At 71.1% G+C, this 14,175-nt stretch carries 16 protein-coding genes and 1 other RNA gene; 13 read left to right on the top strand and 4 right to left on the bottom strand.

The window, feature by feature from the left end; translation table 11 throughout:
• Positions 1 to 205 precede the first annotated feature (205 nt).
• Positions 206 to 877, bottom strand: coding sequence for a bifunctional DNA primase/polymerase (locus BAW75_RS02415; protein WP_104112468.1), 672 nt, complete (start codon positions 875 to 877; stop codon positions 206 to 208).
• A 217-nt stretch (positions 878 to 1,094) separates the two neighbouring features.
• On the opposite strand from BAW75_RS02415, the gene BAW75_RS02410 reads away from it, so the two are divergent.
• From BAW75_RS02410 to mctP, 7 genes are all read left to right on the top strand, one after another.
• A complete protein-coding gene (locus tag BAW75_RS02410; RefSeq protein WP_064448264.1) occupies positions 1,095 to 2,324 on the top strand; it encodes a helix-turn-helix domain-containing protein in 1,230 nt (409 codons plus the stop codon).
• Positions 2,321 to 2,902: a flavoprotein gene (locus BAW75_RS02405; RefSeq protein WP_030504216.1), complete on the top strand. Its 582-nt coding sequence runs from the start codon at positions 2,321 to 2,323 to the stop codon at positions 2,900 to 2,902. Before BAW75_RS02410 ends, BAW75_RS02405 begins: the two co-directional genes overlap by 4 nt.
• 111 nt (positions 2,903 to 3,013) lie before the next feature.
• On the top strand, positions 3,014 to 3,850 hold the full coding sequence (locus tag BAW75_RS02400; protein WP_104112469.1) for a Nif3-like dinuclear metal center hexameric protein: 837 nt from the start codon (positions 3,014 to 3,016) through the stop codon (positions 3,848 to 3,850).
• The gene (locus BAW75_RS02395) at positions 3,840 to 4,577 is read left to right on the top strand and encodes a zinc ribbon domain-containing protein (RefSeq protein WP_064448265.1); all 738 of its coding nucleotides are present in this window, start codon (positions 3,840 to 3,842) and stop codon (positions 4,575 to 4,577) included. Before BAW75_RS02400 ends, BAW75_RS02395 begins: the two co-directional genes overlap by 11 nt.
• A gap of 5 nt (positions 4,578 to 4,582) precedes the next feature.
• Positions 4,583 to 5,728 (top strand): bifunctional RNase H/acid phosphatase, encoded by a 1,146-nt coding sequence (locus BAW75_RS02390; RefSeq protein ID WP_104112467.1) that lies wholly within the window; start codon positions 4,583 to 4,585, stop codon positions 5,726 to 5,728.
• A gap of 126 nt (positions 5,729 to 5,854) precedes the next feature.
• A complete protein-coding gene (locus tag BAW75_RS02385; protein WP_030504212.1) occupies positions 5,855 to 6,097 on the top strand; it encodes a DUF3311 domain-containing protein in 243 nt (80 codons plus the stop codon).
• Positions 6,097 to 7,740, top strand: coding sequence for a monocarboxylate uptake permease MctP (mctP, locus tag BAW75_RS02380; protein ID WP_069088949.1), 1,644 nt, complete (start codon positions 6,097 to 6,099; stop codon positions 7,738 to 7,740). Before BAW75_RS02385 ends, mctP begins: the two co-directional genes overlap by 1 nt.
• Positions 7,741 to 7,796: 56 nt before the next feature.
• On the opposite strand, the gene BAW75_RS02375 is transcribed toward mctP, so the two are convergent.
• Positions 7,797 to 8,264, bottom strand: a complete 468-nt coding sequence (locus BAW75_RS02375; protein WP_064448268.1) for a MarR family winged helix-turn-helix transcriptional regulator — start codon at positions 8,262 to 8,264, stop codon at positions 7,797 to 7,799.
• Positions 8,265 to 8,320: 56 nt separating this feature from the next.
• Here BAW75_RS02375 and BAW75_RS02370 point away from each other — a divergent pair, with 56 nt between their 5' ends.
• Positions 8,321 to 9,544: an MFS transporter gene (locus BAW75_RS02370; protein ID WP_104112466.1), complete on the top strand. Its 1,224-nt coding sequence runs from the start codon at positions 8,321 to 8,323 to the stop codon at positions 9,542 to 9,544.
• 25 nt (positions 9,545 to 9,569) lie between these two features.
• On the opposite strand, the gene BAW75_RS02365 is transcribed toward BAW75_RS02370, so the two are convergent.
• On the bottom strand, positions 9,570 to 10,331 hold the full coding sequence (locus BAW75_RS02365; RefSeq protein WP_104112465.1) for a sulfite exporter TauE/SafE family protein: 762 nt from the start codon (positions 10,329 to 10,331) through the stop codon (positions 9,570 to 9,572).
• A gap of 155 nt (positions 10,332 to 10,486) precedes the next feature.
• Between BAW75_RS02365 and rnpB the strand changes: the two genes are divergently transcribed.
• The 4 genes from rnpB to BAW75_RS02340 all read left to right on the top strand — a co-directional run bounded on the left by rnpB (position 10,487) and on the right by BAW75_RS02340 (position 12,994).
• Positions 10,487 to 10,895, top strand: an RNA gene (gene rnpB, locus BAW75_RS02360) — RNase P RNA component class A.
• Positions 10,896 to 11,019: 124 nt separating this feature from the next.
• Positions 11,020 to 11,301, top strand: coding sequence for a hypothetical protein (locus BAW75_RS02355; RefSeq protein WP_043329266.1), 282 nt, complete (start codon positions 11,020 to 11,022; stop codon positions 11,299 to 11,301).
• Positions 11,302 to 11,867: 566 nt separating this feature from the next.
• Entirely contained in the window at positions 11,868 to 12,440 is a 573-nt protein-coding gene (locus BAW75_RS02345) for a hypothetical protein (RefSeq protein ID WP_104112463.1), read from the top strand.
• Positions 12,441 to 12,559: 119 nt separating this feature from the next.
• A complete protein-coding gene (locus tag BAW75_RS02340) occupies positions 12,560 to 12,994 on the top strand; it encodes a hypothetical protein (RefSeq protein WP_146074788.1) in 435 nt (144 codons plus the stop codon).
• A 64-nt stretch (positions 12,995 to 13,058) separates the two neighbouring features.
• On the opposite strand, the gene BAW75_RS02335 is transcribed toward BAW75_RS02340, so the two are convergent.
• Positions 13,059 to 13,526 (bottom strand): DUF3592 domain-containing protein, encoded by a 468-nt coding sequence (locus tag BAW75_RS02335; RefSeq protein ID WP_104112462.1) that lies wholly within the window; start codon positions 13,524 to 13,526, stop codon positions 13,059 to 13,061.
• 111 nt (positions 13,527 to 13,637) lie between these two features.
• On the opposite strand from BAW75_RS02335, the gene BAW75_RS02330 reads away from it, so the two are divergent.
• Positions 13,638 to 14,033: a VOC family protein gene (locus tag BAW75_RS02330; protein WP_104112461.1), complete on the top strand. Its 396-nt coding sequence runs from the start codon at positions 13,638 to 13,640 to the stop codon at positions 14,031 to 14,033.
• Positions 14,034 to 14,175: the final 142 nt, after the last annotated feature.

Raw genomic sequence — 14,175 nt, 5'->3', positions numbered from 1 at the left:
GGGCGGACGCCCAGGGGACGGGTGAAGGCCCACGGGTGCACACGGCGGCGGGGCCGCGCCGGCTCGGTGCCGCCGGTGTGGCGGGCCGCGTCGTCCCTGGACATCCTCAAACCCCCGCTCCGGCGCGCACGCGCCCTCGCCAGGTTCAACGATTCCGGTGCCGGGGAGGTCGCTGTCGGCCACCCGTCCGGGGCGGACGGGTGGGTCAGCGGCCGCGCCGGGGCAACGGGAGGTGGCCGGGGAACAGGTCCGCGCCGAGCGTCACGCCGGCCGCGCGTAACGCGGCGATCAGCGCGTTCTGCACCAGGTACGAGTCGGGCAGTTGCCAGCGGGCCTGCTCCGGGGCGAGCGCCAACCTCACCGTCCCCTCGGGCAGCCGGGTCGGCGGGGCCGGGATCCACGAGCCGGGCCCGTGCCGCACCACGTGGAAGCAGTGCTCCAGCTCCGGGCGCAGCGGGTCGCCGGGACGGACCAGGAACATCCAGCGGCCGGTCGGGGTGACCAGCGCCGGGCCGCGTACGCCGGGCCCGGCGGGATGGGTGGCGACCGCGTCCAGCACCTGCCGGCCCAGGTGGGCGGCGACCTCGAGGACGTCGAACGCGCGGCCGGTGGGCAGCAGGATGCCGTGCGGGCGGCTGCGCCACCAGGTGGCCACCCGGGCCGGGTCGGTGCTGGCGGCGTGCTCCCAGTCCTCCAGCGCGGGGTGGCAGCCCACCGTGGGGCAGCCGGCCCGGCCGCAGACGAAGCGGCTGTTGGCCAGGCAGGCGCCGGGCGTGACCGGCCAGTCGTGCAGCGCGTACCGCACCGCGACGCGGCGCAGCCGGACCCGTTCCAGCGGGGACAGATGAGCGACGCGCGGCCGGACATTCCTCCACATGTCTGACATCCCCTCTCGTCCCGCGAAACCGTCCACATGCCACACGTCGAAAGCCGTCACTGCCGAAACTCACGCTCGTTGTGGTGACTAACGGTCGGTGCAACTTGCACGAAAACTACGAGAACTGGCTGGTCGGTGGACGCACAACCTGTGCGATCGGGGCAAGCCTGGGGGACGTGGGGGGACCGGCCGGCGCCGTGAGGGGGAGGGAGCAGGGATGGACGAACTACCCATAGGCCGGCGGGTGGCGTACTGGCGGAGCCGGCGCAAGATGTCCCAGCAGGTCTTCGCCGACCGGCTCGGCAAGTCCAAGAGCTGGGTGGACAAGGTGGAGCGTGGCGTCCGCCGGCTGGACAAGTTCTCCGTCCTCTACGAGATCGCCGACATCCTCCAGATCGACGTGCAACTGCTGCACGGCAAGGACCCGGAGCGGCGCACCGACGCGCTCAACTGCATCGACCAGGTCGAGGTGGAGGAGATCCGCACCGCCCTGGAGCGGTACGACTCGATGAGCGCCTACTTCGACGCGGCGCCCTTCCCGCCGCCACTGGCCGACATGCGCAAGGCCGTCAACCACGCCTGGCTGACCTACCAGTACGGCCGGTACGGCATGCTCACCCGCGCGCTGCCGAAGCTGCTGCGCGACGCCCAGGCGGCGGACGCCGGCTACGCCGCCGACGAGCAGGTACGCGAGGCCGCCCACCTGCTCGGGCAGGTCTACCAGATCGCCTCCTCGGTGCTGCGCAAGCTCGGCGAGTGCGACCTCGCCTGGCTGGCCGCCGACCGGTCGATGGCGGTGGCCCAGCGCGCAGACGACCCGCTGCTCGCCGGGATCGCCACCACGAGGGTCTGCAACGCGCTGGTCGCGATGGGCCGTCCCCGCCCCGCGCTGGAGCTCAACGTGCGCATCGCCGGCCGGCTCGCGCCCGGCGGCGACAACGACGTGCGGCCCGAACGTCTCTCCGTCTACGGCATGCTGCTGCTCCAGGGCGCGATGGCGGCCGCCCGGATCGGCGACTCGGCGACGGTGGACGACCTGCTCGCCGGCGCCGACGAGGCGGCCAAGCTGCTCGGCGGCGACCACAACCACTACTGGACCTCCTTCGGCCCGACCAACCTGGAGCTGCACCGCGCCGCCGCGGCCGTCGAGCTGGGTGACGGCGGCCGGGCGGTGGAGACGCACCTGCGGCTGTCCGAGCCCGCGTTCAACGCGCTGCTGCCGGAGCGGCGCGCGCACCACCTGCTCGACCTGGCCCGGGGCTACTCGCAGATCGGCGACGTGGCGAGCGCCGGGGACATGTTGCTGCGCGGCGACCGGCTCGCGCCGTCCGAGATCCGGTGCCGGCCGATAGCGCACGAATTGATGTCCGAGATTCTCCGTCGCACACGTGGTGCGCCGCCTCCGCCGATCGCGGAGTTGGCTGAGCACATGGGAGTCGGAGTATGAGCGGTCCGGAGACCGCGAGCGAGCACCGGCGGGTGCTCTACGTCATCGCCTGCGGTTCGCCGCTGGCCCGTCACGTCGGCCGGCTGGTCGACCTCGCCCAGCGGGAGGAGTGGACGGTCTGCGTGGTCACCACGCCCGACGGCGCGAAGTTCGTCGACCGGGCGGCCCTGGCCCGGCAGACCGGCCACCCGGTCCGTACGCACTACAAGAACCCGGGTGACCTGGACGTGCTGCCACCGGCGGACGCCATGCTGGTGTGCCCGGCGACGGTCAACACGATCAACAAGTGGGCGGTCGGCATCACCGACACCCTCGCGCTCGGCCTGCTGGTCGAGGCGCAGGGGATGGGGGTGCCGATCGCTGCCGTCCCGTACACGAACGAGGCGATGGCCGGGCACCCGGCGTTCCGGGCCAGCCTCGACCGGCTGGCCGGGTGGGGCGTCCGGGTGGTCTTCGGCGACCACGTCGTACGCCTGCATCCGCCCGGCACGGGGGAGCGGCGCGCGGACGCCTTCCCCTGGGACGCCGGCCTGGCCGCCCTGCGCGGCGCGGACCGGCCGGTCGCCCCGGTCGGCTGACGGCGGTGAGCGTGGCTCCCGGCGCGCCCGGGAGCCACGCCCGACGGCGGTCGGCGTGTACCGGCCCGGACGCCGGTAAGCTGGCCGCCCGTGAGCACAACCGTCGCCGACGTGGTGGCCGCCCTGGACCGCCGTTACCCGCCCGCCTGGGCCGAGGAGTGGGACCGGGTCGGCCTGGTGGTGGGTGAGCCCGACCACCCGGTACGCCGGATCGCCTGCGTGGTGGACGTGGTCCCGGAGACCGTGGACGAGGCCCTCGAAGCCGGCGCGGACATGATCGTCGCGCACCACCCGCTGCTGCTGCGGGGCGTCTCCTCGGTGGCCGCCACCACGTACAAGGGCCGGATCGTGCACCGGTTGATCAAGGCGGACGTCGCGCTGTACGTGGCGCACACGAACGCCGACGTGGCCGATCCCGGCGTGTCCGACGCGCTCGCCGCCCGGGCCGGGCTGACCGGGCTGCGCCCGTTGCACCCGCCCCGCCCCGGCTCGCCCGCCGCCGGGCCCGGCCGGGGCATCGGCCGCATCGGCGAGCTGCCCAGCCCGATGACGCTCGCCGAGCTGACCCGGCTGGCCGCCGCCGTGCTCCCGGTCACCGCCTGGGGAGTTCGCGCCGCCGGGGATCCCGGGCGTATGGTTCGTACCCTCGCCGTCAGCGGCGGCTCGGGGGACGGCTTCCTCGCCGAGGCGACCGCGGCCGGGGTGGACGCGTTCCTCACCGCGGACCTGCGTCACCACCCGGCCGGGGAACACCTCGCCGCGGGCGGCCCGGCGCTGCTGGACGCCGCCCACTGGGCGACGGAGCGACCCTGGCTGGACGACCTGGCCGCCCACCTGGCCGGCGCGCTGGGCGTCGAGACCGTGGTGTCCGACCTGGACACCGACCCGTGGACCGTGCACGCCGCCGCGCCCCGGCCGGACGACAAGGAGCCCCGACGTGAAGGCTGACCCGAAGGTGCAGCGCCGCCTGCTCGACCTCCAGGCGATCGACACCGCGCTGGCGCAGCTCGCGCACCGCCGCCGCAGCCTGCCGGAACGCGCCGAGCTGGAGGCCCTGGCGCGTGAGCTGTCCGCGCTGGAGGACGAGCGGGTCCGCGCCCAGGTGGCGGTCGACGACCTGGACCGGGACATCGCCCGGATCGAGAAGGACGTCGACCAGGTACGGGCGCGCAAGAGCAAGGACGAGGCCCGGCTGGCCTCGGGCAGCGGCCCGGCCCGCGAGCTGGAGGCCCTCCAGCACGAGCTGGTCTCGCTGAACCGCCGGCAGAGCGACCTGGAGGACGCCGAGCTGGAGCTGATGGAGCAACGGGAGACCGCGCAGGGCGTGCTCGACGGCATCGAGAGCCGGCTCGCCGAGGCCCGCGAGCGCCGCGCCGCGACCGAGCAGCGCCGCGACGAGGCCCTGGCCGAGATCGCCAAGGAGGAGGAGTTCAAGCGCACCGCCCGCCAGCCGCTCGCCGGTGACCTCCCGGCGGACCTGGTCGGCCTCTACGACAAGATCCGTGAGGACACCGGGCTGGGCGCCGCGCTGCTGACCGGGGGCCGCTGCGGCGGCTGCCGGCTGGACCTGTCCGGCGCCGACCTGGCTCGCATCCGCAAGGCCGACCCGGACGACGTGGTCCGCTGCGAGGACTGCCGGCGGATCATGGTCCGGACCAACGAGTCGGGGCTGTAGCCGCCGTGGCGGTGCGCGCGGTAGTGATCGAGGCCGACGGCGGCTCCCGGGGCAACCCGGGCCCGGCCGGTTACGGCGCCGTGGTCCGGGACCCGGAGACCGGCGAGGTGCTGGCCGAGCGGTCCGAGTCGATCGGCACCGCCACGAACAACGTGGCCGAGTACCGGGGCCTGATCGCCGGGCTGGAGGCCGCCGCCGAACTGGGCGCGGCCGAGGTCGAGGCGCGGATGGACTCCAAGCTGGTGGTCGAGCAGATGTGCGGCCGCTGGCAGATCAAGCACCCCGGGCTGCGCCCGCTGGCCGCCCAGGCCGCCGGGCTGGTCGGCCGGTTCACCGCCGTACGCTTCACCTGGATCCCCCGGGAGCGCAACCGGCACGCCGACGCGCTCGCCAACGCGGCCATGGACGCCGCCGCCTCCGGCGCCGCGCCGGAGGCGAAGGCCGAGGCGCGGGAGGCGGCGCTCGTCCGGGCCACCGGCACCGACCCGGCCACCACGCCCGCCTCCTGGGAGCCGCGCCCGACCGAGGAGGCCACCCGGCTGATCCTGGTCCGGCACGGCGAGACCGAGCGCACCGTGCGCAAGCACTACTCCGGCCGGGGCGACGTGCCGCTGACCGAGCGGGGCCGGGCCCAGGCCCGGGCCGCCGCCGCCCGGGTGGCCGCGCTGGCGCCGTCCGTCGCGGCGGTGGTCAGCTCCCCGCTGTCGAGGTGTACGGCCACCGCCGAGGCGATCGCCGCGCGGGTCGGCAACCCGCCGGTACGCACCGACGACGACCTGATCGAGTGCGACTTCGGCGTCTGGGAGGGGCACACGTTCGCCGAGGTACGCGAGCGCTGGGCGGCGGAACTGGACGCCTGGCTCGCCTCCACCCGGGTCGCCCCGCCGCGGGGCGAGTCGTTCGTGGCGGTCGCCGAGCGGACCGGGCGGGCCGTCGACCGGCTGCGGTCGGCGTACCCGGGGGAGACGGTGGTGGTGGTCTCCCACGTCTCGCCGATCAAGCTGGTGCTGCGCGACGCGCTCGCCGCCGGCGACGCGTTCCTGCACCGGCTCTACCTGGACACGGCGGGCATCTCGGTGCTGGACCTGTACCCGGACGGCGGCGTCGCGGTCCGCTCGGTGAACGACACCTCGCACCTCACGGACGTCTGACGGCCGTTCGGCGCATGCCGGCGGCCGTTTGGCGCATCGACATCACCCGATCGGACGTGACCCCCGTCACAGGGTCGTAGCCTCCGGCCGTCACATGGCCCGCTACGAATGCCCGGAGGGTGTCACATGGCCGCACCGGAATCCGAGGCGCCGGACACGGCGCGATCCAGGGCGAAGGACAAGAGTCCCTGGAACTGGTTGCTCTTCATCCCGATCGTGGTGCCGCTGATCCCGGCGCTGTTCAACGCCGACTCACCCCGGCTGTTCGGGTTCCCGCGGTTCTACTGGCTGCAACTGGCCTGGATCCTGCTGGGCGTCGGCACCACCACGCTGGTCTACCAGATGACCAAGAAGCGGGGTGACCACTGATGTGGCGGGACCACCTCACCGAGATCATCGTCTTCACGCTTCTGTTCCTGCTGGTCAGCGCCATGGGTTTCGTGGCGGCCCGGTGGCGCAGGCCGACCGACATGGCCCACCTCGACGAATGGGGGCTGGGCGGGCGCAGCTTCGGCGGCTGGATCACCTGGTTCCTGGTCGGCGGTGACCTCTACACCGCGTACACGTTCGTCGCCGTCCCGGCGCTGATCTTCGGGGCCGGGGCGGCCGGCTTCTTCGCGGTGCCGTACACGATCGTCATCTACCCGCTGGTGTTCCTGGTGCTGTGCCGGCTCTGGTCGGTCTCGCACCGGCACGGCTTCGTCACCCCCGCCGACTTCGTCCGCAACCGGTTCGGCTCGCCGATCCTGGCGCTGCTGGTCGCGATCACCGGCATCGTCGCCACGATGCCGTACATCGCGCTGCAACTGGTGGGCATCGAGGCGGTGCTCAAGACCATGGGCGTGACCGGGGACAGCGCGCTGGCCCGGCACCTGCCGATCATCATCGCGTTCGCGATCCTGGCCGCGTACACGTACCAGTCGGGGCTGCGCGCGCCGGCGCTGATCGCGTTCGTCAAGGACTCGCTGATCTACATCGTGATCCTGGTCGCGGTGATCTGGCTGCCGTACAAGCTCGGCGGCTGGGGCGCCATCTTCGACGCCGCCGACGCGAAGTTCCAGGCGTCACCAGCGCCCGGCGACGGCATCCTGCTCAACCAGAACAACCAGATCCAGTACGTGACGCTGGCGTTCGGCTCGGCGCTGGCGCTGTTCCTCTACCCGCACAGCATCACCGGTGTCCTGGCCAGCCGGAACCGCGACGTGATCAAGCGGAACATGTCCGCGCTGCCCGCGTACAGCCTGCTGCTGGGGTTGATCGCGCTGCTCGGCTACATGGCCATCGCGGCGAACGTGAAGCCGCTGCCGGGCGCGAAGGAGGGCACCACCGACGGCAACACCGTCGTGCCGCTGCTGTTCGACCAGCAGTTCCCGGACTGGTTCGCCGGCGTGGCGTACGCCGCCATCGGCATCGGCGCGCTGGTCCCGGCGGCGATCATGTCGATCGCGGCGGCGAACCTGTTCACCCGCAACATCTACAAGGAGTACCTGAAGCGCGACGCCACCCCGGCGCAGGAGGCGAACGTCTCGAAGATCACCTCGCTGGTGGTGAAGGTCGGCGCGGTGGCCTGCATCGTCTTCCTCGACCCGCAGTTCTCCATCGACCTGCAGCTCATCGGCGGCGTGATCATCCTCCAGACGCTGCCGGCGGTGGCGCTGGGCCTCTACACCCGCTGGTTCCACAGGGGCGCGCTGATCGCCGGCTGGGCGGCCGGCATGGGCCTGGGCATGTGGATGCTCTACCAGATCGGCAACCCGGCGACCGGCAAGAAGCACTTCGCCGGGTCGGCGTTCCCGCTGGAGAAGTTCGGCTTCGACACGCCGAAGACCATCTACGTGGGCATCGTCGCGGTGCTGGTGAACCTGGTGGTGGCCGCGCTGCTCACGCTGGTGCTGCGCGCCGCGAAGGTGGCCGACGGCCCCGACCACACCACGCCGGACGACTACTTCGCCGACGAGGACGACCCGCGCGTGACGCCCTCCGCCGACGCAGCCCGCGAGCCCGTGGCATGAAAGGAAGGGCCCCTTATTAACGCCTCGTGCATTGAAAGGGGCCCTTCCTAACACCCTCAGCGGCGGCGGGTGCGCGCGTCGAGCGCCTCGTTGAGGCGGTGCAACATGTCCGCGAGCGTCTCCCGGTCCGCCTCGGGCCAGGCGGCGAGGATGTCGCCGTACAGCCGGGTGCGGGCCGCCCGGACGGCGGCCATCCGCTGGAGCCCGGCCGCCGTCGCGGAGATCACCGTGCCGCGCCCGTCGGCCGGGTCGGGGGTACGCGAGATCAGGCCGTCGCGCTGGAGCGCGGAGACCTGCCGGGTGACTGTGGAGCCGTCCAGGCTCAGCCGTGCGGCGAGCGCCGAGACGTTCTGCGGGCCGGCCGCGTCCAGGTGGCGCAGGATCACGTACGCGGCGCGGTCGAGCAGCCGGTGCTCCATCGTGCCGGTGCCCCGGCGGGTGGCCTCGCCGAGCCGCATCAGCAACGCGACCTCGGTTTCGATCCGGCCGAGGGTGACTTCGGTGCCGTGGACGTCCTCGCTCATAGCTGTATGATACAAGAAAATTACCTGTACGATACAGCTATCTGGGAGGTTGCGGAGTGGATCGCCGATCCGAGCCCAACCGCAGTGCCATCTACGCCACCACGCTCGTCGCGTTCCTCGCCATCGCCGGCATCGCCGTCGTCGACCCGATCCTGCCCGCCATCGGCGAGGCGATCGGCGTCACCGCCTGGCAGGTCGAGCTGCTCTTCACCGCGTACATCGCGGTCATGGCCGTCGGCATGATCCCGGCGACGCTGGCCAGCGGGCGGTTCGGTTTCAAGCCGGTGCTCGTCACCGGCGTCTCCGTCGTCGGCCTCGCCGCGATCCTCGCCTCCTTCAGCAACGACATCGTGCAGCTCTCAGTGCTGCGCGGCGTCTGGGGCCTGGGCAATGCGATGTTCTTCGCCACCGCCATGGTGGTGCTGGTCAACCTCGCCAACGACAGGGAATGGGTGGTCGGCCTGTTCGAGACCGCCCTCGGGCTCGGCTTCGCCGTCGGCCCGCTCATCGGCGGCCTGCTCGGCGAGGTGAGCTGGCGGCTGCCGTTCTTCGTCTGCGGCGTGTTCATGGTGCTGGCGCTCGGCGTCGCCGCCCGCAAGCTGCGCGAACCGGCGAACACGCAACCACCGGTACGCGTCGGCCAGATCTTCGCCACCTACCGCAAACCCGCGTTCGTGACGCTGTGCGTGGTCACCGCCGCGTACAACTTCGTCTTCTTCGTCGTACTCGGCTACACGCCGCTGTTCCTGCGCCTCGACGTCATCCCGCTGGGCCTGGCGTTCACCGGCTGGGGCCTCGGCCTCGCCGCCGGCATCCTGCTCATCGGGCACCGGCTGGCCCACCGCATCGGCGCGGTGCAGACCGTCGGCGTCGCCCTGCTCGGCCTGCTGGCCTGCATGGTCGCGTTTGCCACCTCCACCGGCACCGCCATGTCGCTCGTCGTCCTCGTCGTCGCCGGCCTGTTCATGGGCCTCGCCAACGCCAACCTGACCGACCTGGCACTCGGGCTCGGCTCCGCCGACCGGCGCGTCGCCACCGGCGCGTTCAACCTGGTCCGCTGGGGCGCCGCCGCACCCGCGCCGATCATCTCCGGCAAGCTGGCCGAACACGGCCTGGCGCTGCCGTTCTGGGTCGGCTTCGCGGTGCCCGGCGCCGGCGTGCTGGTCTACCTCGCGTTCGGTCACCTGATGGCGGCCGGCTACGGCGAACGGGTCATCTGGAACCGGGCCGCCCGCCGTGCCGAGCACGCCCCGGAGGAGCCGGTGGGGGAGGCGTACTGACGCTCCGGTCTTGCCCCGGGCGGCGTCAGGTCAACGCGCGCCACAGCAGGTAGCACCCGATGGCCGTGCCGAACACCACGATCACCGTCTTCAACACCACCTGCGGAAGCCGGCGGGCCAGCCGCGCGCCCGCGTACCCGCCGAACAGCGTGGCCGGCGCGACCACCGCGACCGCCGCCCAGTTCACCGGGCCGAACAGGGCGAACACCACCAGCGTGGTCAACCCCACCACGGCCGAGAGCAGGTTCTTCACCGCCGACACCCGGGCCAGCGTCGCGTCCAGCACCAGCGCCAACCCGGCCACCAGCATCACCCCGAGGGCCGCGCCGAAGTAGCCTCCGTACACGGTGCCGAGCGCGACCATGGTCTGCACCGTGACGGTACGGCGGCGCGCGCCCAGCCGCTCCGGATGGCCGACCAGCCGGCGCAGCGGACCCTGGAACGCGAGTACGGCGGTAGCGCCGAGCACCAGGAACGGCACCACCAGCTCGAACGCCCGAGCCGGGGTGGCCAGCAGCAGCGCGCACCCGGCGATCGTGCCGAGCACGGCGGTGGGCAGCAGTGACCACAGCTCCCGCCCGCGCGGCAGGTCCATCCGGCTGCCCGCCACGCTTGCCACGTACCCGGGAAAGACCGACACCGAGTTGGAGACGTTCGCCGCCACCGGCGGCAGACCGGTGGCGATCATCGCCGGGAACGTGATCAGCGAGCCACCTCCGGCCACCGCGTTGACTGTGCCCGCGGCGAGACCGGCGGCGAGCAGGAGCGCGGCGTCGGAGAGATCCATGGTCCCCCGAGGCTAGTCGGTCGGGCGGGCGAACGCGCATCGCGCCGGTTCGGGGAGGTGGCTGTATCGAGAGCCGGTTGATGCCGGCACCTCCCCGAGGTGGTGGGCGGGAAATGGGCGCGGCGGGTGCGTCGTTAGGATGAGAGCGCGACGGACGAGTCGACCGGGCGGTCGCGTCGACGGGCTCCGGCCCGTCGCCGAGGAACGTCCGGACTCCACAGGGCAGGGTGGTTGCTAACGGCAACCCGGGGTGACCCGCGGGACAGTGCCACAGAAAACAGACCGCCGGCCCGTAACGGGACGGTAAGGGTGAAACGGTGGGGTAAGAGCCCACCAGCACCCCGGGTGACCGGGGTGGCTCGGTAAACCCCACCCGGAGCAAGGCCAAGAAAGGGCCGTCACCGCAAGATGACGACCCGCGCAGACGCTTGAGGGCTGCCCGCCCGATGTCTGCGGGTAGGCCGCTGGAGCCTGCCGGCAACGGCAGGCCGAGATGGATGGCCGCCGCCGGTGCGCCTACGGGCGTACCGGGCACAGAATCCGGCGTACAGGTCGACTCGTCCGTCGCCCACCAGGTGAGCCGCCCGCTCTTGGTCGGCGTTCGACGCCCCTGTGACGGCCCCGACGGCCCAACGACGGCCCAACCACGGCCCAGGAGGGTGGCGGCACTGCCCGCTATCGTCCTCGCATGTTCGTCGAGATCATCGGAGATCAGCCACTACCTGACGCAGTCGACCGGGACGACGTGGAAGACCTCCTGGAGCAGGCCATCGGCGACGAGGGCAGCGTCACGGGTGCCGGCACAGGCGACGGGCGTTGGCACCTGGACGTCGAAGTGGACACCGCCGGACGGCAGGCACAGCTACTCGTGCGGCGGCTCGCACAAGCACTCGTCGACGCTGAGCTCGGCTGGGTGCGCGTCCGACCTGAGGCAGAAGACACGGGATTGCCTGCCTCGGCACTCGTCTGAGCCGTACCGTCGCCGAAGCGCGACGCACGACCTCTTCCTCCCGAAAGACTTTGTCATCCCACCAGCTGGTTGAGTCGCGCACGAGCTATTCGGGTAGCGAGCCCTGGCCCGGCAAGGAGTATGACGAGCATGCCGGCCCCGATCAGCGGGAACGGGGCGAGTGTTTGCACACTGCTGGTCACGTAGCCATCCCTGGTCGCGACGAACTGTGGGTCAGTCTCCGACACATAGATGGTGACGCTTTCGCCTCGCGAGTAGCCGGGCCCATTACCCCAGGCGCTCTCCAAGGGAACGCTCCAGGTTCGGCCACGAGCCACGTACGTGGCATGATCGCCGAACTTGAACCCCTCCATCACTGCTTGGACCGGTTCGCCGGTCGCCACGAGTTGGCGGATGCGAACTTCAGTACGGCGCGGCTGAAGGATTCCCCCGGCGACAGACAGGCACCGACCAGATAGCACAGAACGATGCGCAGCCAGGACCGAGCTATCCAATCGAACAGCGGCACAGGACTGTGAGGCTGGTGTGAAGAGACCTAGGCTGACGTCCATGCCGCGGAGCATGCAGTGATCGACCTGGACGACCACGATCACCAGTCGGCGGGGTCGGGTACCACCGTCCATGACCGTCTCCTGGCCAGACAGAAGATGATCCTGCGGCTCGTCGCCGTTTTCGTGGTCGGCGTTGTGCTTGGCGGCTTCGGTGTCAGCCAACTGCGGGACTCGCGTGATCAGCGGGAGCGGAACGCCGTGGTCGCATTCGTGGCCTTCCCTCAATCGGCCGACTCTGGAAGCGCGGCCTCCGCGGGACCCGTCCGACTGTCCGGGTATTTGGCGTTGGCCAACGCCGGCCCCGGGCCGATCACCGTTCGTCGGGTTCACGCAAAGAGGCCGGGCGTCGTGATACACAGCATCGGATCGCCCCGGTTGTTACCGCCTGGCAGCACCGGTCAGCTCGCGGTCGAGCTGTGGTTCGATTGCTCGGTCGCACGCCTCCAGCGAGAGCCGCTGCCGTTAGGGTTATCGGTCGAGACCGAAGACAAGCAAGGCAGAGAGGTCAGCTACCCCGTCGCTCTCGTAGGAAGCGACTGGGAGCGCGAGGCTCTGAGCAAGTGTTCACGCATAGGCACGATGGGCTGACGCGTAACGAACCAAGGCCAAGCGCTGAAGCGGATCTCTGCGCGGCTGCCCCTCGTGCCCGCTGCGCACTCCGCTACTGCCCCTCACCGCCCCTGAAGTTCTCGCCTACAGTGCCGGCTGTGGATCTCGTTGACTGCGTGGGGCGTGTGCTCGAACTGCGGACGCTCGACCTCGCAACGCAACCTCCACCCAGTCCCGGGCCCGCTGCTCTACCCGTGGTGGGATACGACTTCCTGGCTCTGTATCTGAGTGTCACCGAAGAGTTCGACGACAACGTGCAGGTTCTTGAGGTCCTGGAGCGCTTCGAACAGGACTGCGCCTCTCTCGAAGAGGCGTTGAGCCGGCTGTGGGGACCAGCCGAGAGCGTGGACCTACGGCCGTACATGGATCTCATGGTGCGGGGAGAGAGCGTTCCGGAACTTCCCGGGTTCCTTCTCGGCGTCATGTCGGATGTGGCTGTGTGGCGCTTTGCAGATCGGAGCATCTGTGTCGGCGTCGGGGTGTCGGACACCCACGGCCCGGTGGTCCTGGTAGCCGCAGCGGGCGAGCTGTAGCGGGTGCGTGCTTCGGGGCGTTTGTGCTGGTAGTAGTTCCGGTTCCGCCCATCGGGATCCGTGCTCAGCGAGGATATTCGTGGGGTGGGGGATCTCTTCTGAGCAGCGCGAGCGAGATCACGATCACGGCGAGACCCAGGCCTGCCAGCACGGTCGGCGCCTGCAGGAGAAGATCCTCCGTCGCGTACCCGTCAGGCGTGGCAGCCCTGGTCGGATCCGTCCGGTCGACGCGTACATCGAGTACGTCCCCGACGTGGAACTCACTCTCGTCGATTTCGCTGGAGAACCGCTTCCGGTGCCGTACGCCGTCGAACGTGTAGTCCACGGTCAGCCTCGTGGCGGCGAACGATCGGCTGATCTTGAACCGTTCGACGTGAACCACCTGGCCGGTCGTCTCGGCGCCGGCGAGTACCCGCTCGTCGATCGCCGTGCTCAGCCGATCGTGGAGCAGCATCCCGCCGCCGACCAGAAGGGTGCCCAGGACAACCGCCAGGACCAACTTGAGTTCCCGTCGGCCGAACGGCCTCGCCATTGCCGGTCCTCCCAGCATCCTCGGGATGAGTGCGTTGTAGCACGTCCTCGCTCGTCGCCAACCGCCATGGCCGCCAGTGCTGCAACCCGTGCCACTCTGCGATGATCAGGTGTGACCTCCTACGTGTCCCACACCACCGTGGACTGTGCCGACGCCTATGCCCTGTCCCGCTGGTGGGCATCGGTTCTGGACTACCGCGAGGACCCGGTCGACCCGAACGAGCCGGGCCATGAGGAGTGCATGATCTACTCGCGGGACGGGCGGCACCGCCTGCTGTTCATCGAGGTGCCGGACGCGAAGCGGGTCAAGAACCGCATCCACCTCGACCTGCGCCCGGTCGAGGGGACGCGCGACGAGGAACTGGTCCGGCTGACCGGGCTGGGTGCGGCGGTGGTGGCCGACCGGCGGGAGACCGACGGCACCGGCTGGGTGGTGCTCGCCGACCCGGAGGGCAACGAGTTCTGCATCCTGCGCAGCGACGCCGAGGTGGCCGCCACCCGCCCGTGACAGTGATCGAGCCCAGGTGCTCGACCTGGCTCCCACCGATCTTGGAGTTGTGGCGCCCACAACGCCCCGTTTCGCGAAGTTCGGCAGGCACCACAACTCCAAGATCGACGGGGAGAGCGAGAGGTGGGGGGACGGGGAGGGC

The sequence above is a fragment of the Micromonospora chalcea genome (assembly GCF_002926165.1).
GTDB classification, from domain to species: domain Bacteria; phylum Actinomycetota; class Actinomycetes; order Mycobacteriales; family Micromonosporaceae; genus Micromonospora; species Micromonospora chalcea.
Note: the sequence above shows the minus strand (reverse complement) of the source record. Positions and strands in the feature narration are given on the sequence as shown.

Coding starts and splice junctions, on each gene's coding strand:
- BAW75_RS02415 (WP_104112468.1), bottom strand. CDS start 877: ATGTGGAGGAATGTCCGGCCGCGCGTCGCTCATCTGTCCCCGCTGGAA.
- BAW75_RS02410 (WP_064448264.1), top strand. CDS start 1,095: ATGGACGAACTACCCATAGGCCGGCGGGTGGCGTACTGGCGGAGCCGG.
- BAW75_RS02405 (WP_030504216.1), top strand. CDS start 2,321: ATGAGCGGTCCGGAGACCGCGAGCGAGCACCGGCGGGTGCTCTACGTC.
- BAW75_RS02385 (WP_030504212.1), top strand. CDS start 5,855: ATGGCCGCACCGGAATCCGAGGCGCCGGACACGGCGCGATCCAGGGCG.
- mctP (WP_069088949.1), top strand. CDS start 6,097: ATGTGGCGGGACCACCTCACCGAGATCATCGTCTTCACGCTTCTGTTC.
- BAW75_RS02375 (WP_064448268.1), bottom strand. CDS start 8,264: ATGAGCGAGGACGTCCACGGCACCGAAGTCACCCTCGGCCGGATCGAA.
- BAW75_RS02365 (WP_104112465.1), bottom strand. CDS start 10,331: ATGGATCTCTCCGACGCCGCGCTCCTGCTCGCCGCCGGTCTCGCCGCG.
- BAW75_RS02355 (WP_043329266.1), top strand. CDS start 11,020: ATGTTCGTCGAGATCATCGGAGATCAGCCACTACCTGACGCAGTCGAC.
- BAW75_RS02335 (WP_104112462.1), bottom strand. CDS start 13,526: ATGGCGAGGCCGTTCGGCCGACGGGAACTCAAGTTGGTCCTGGCGGTT.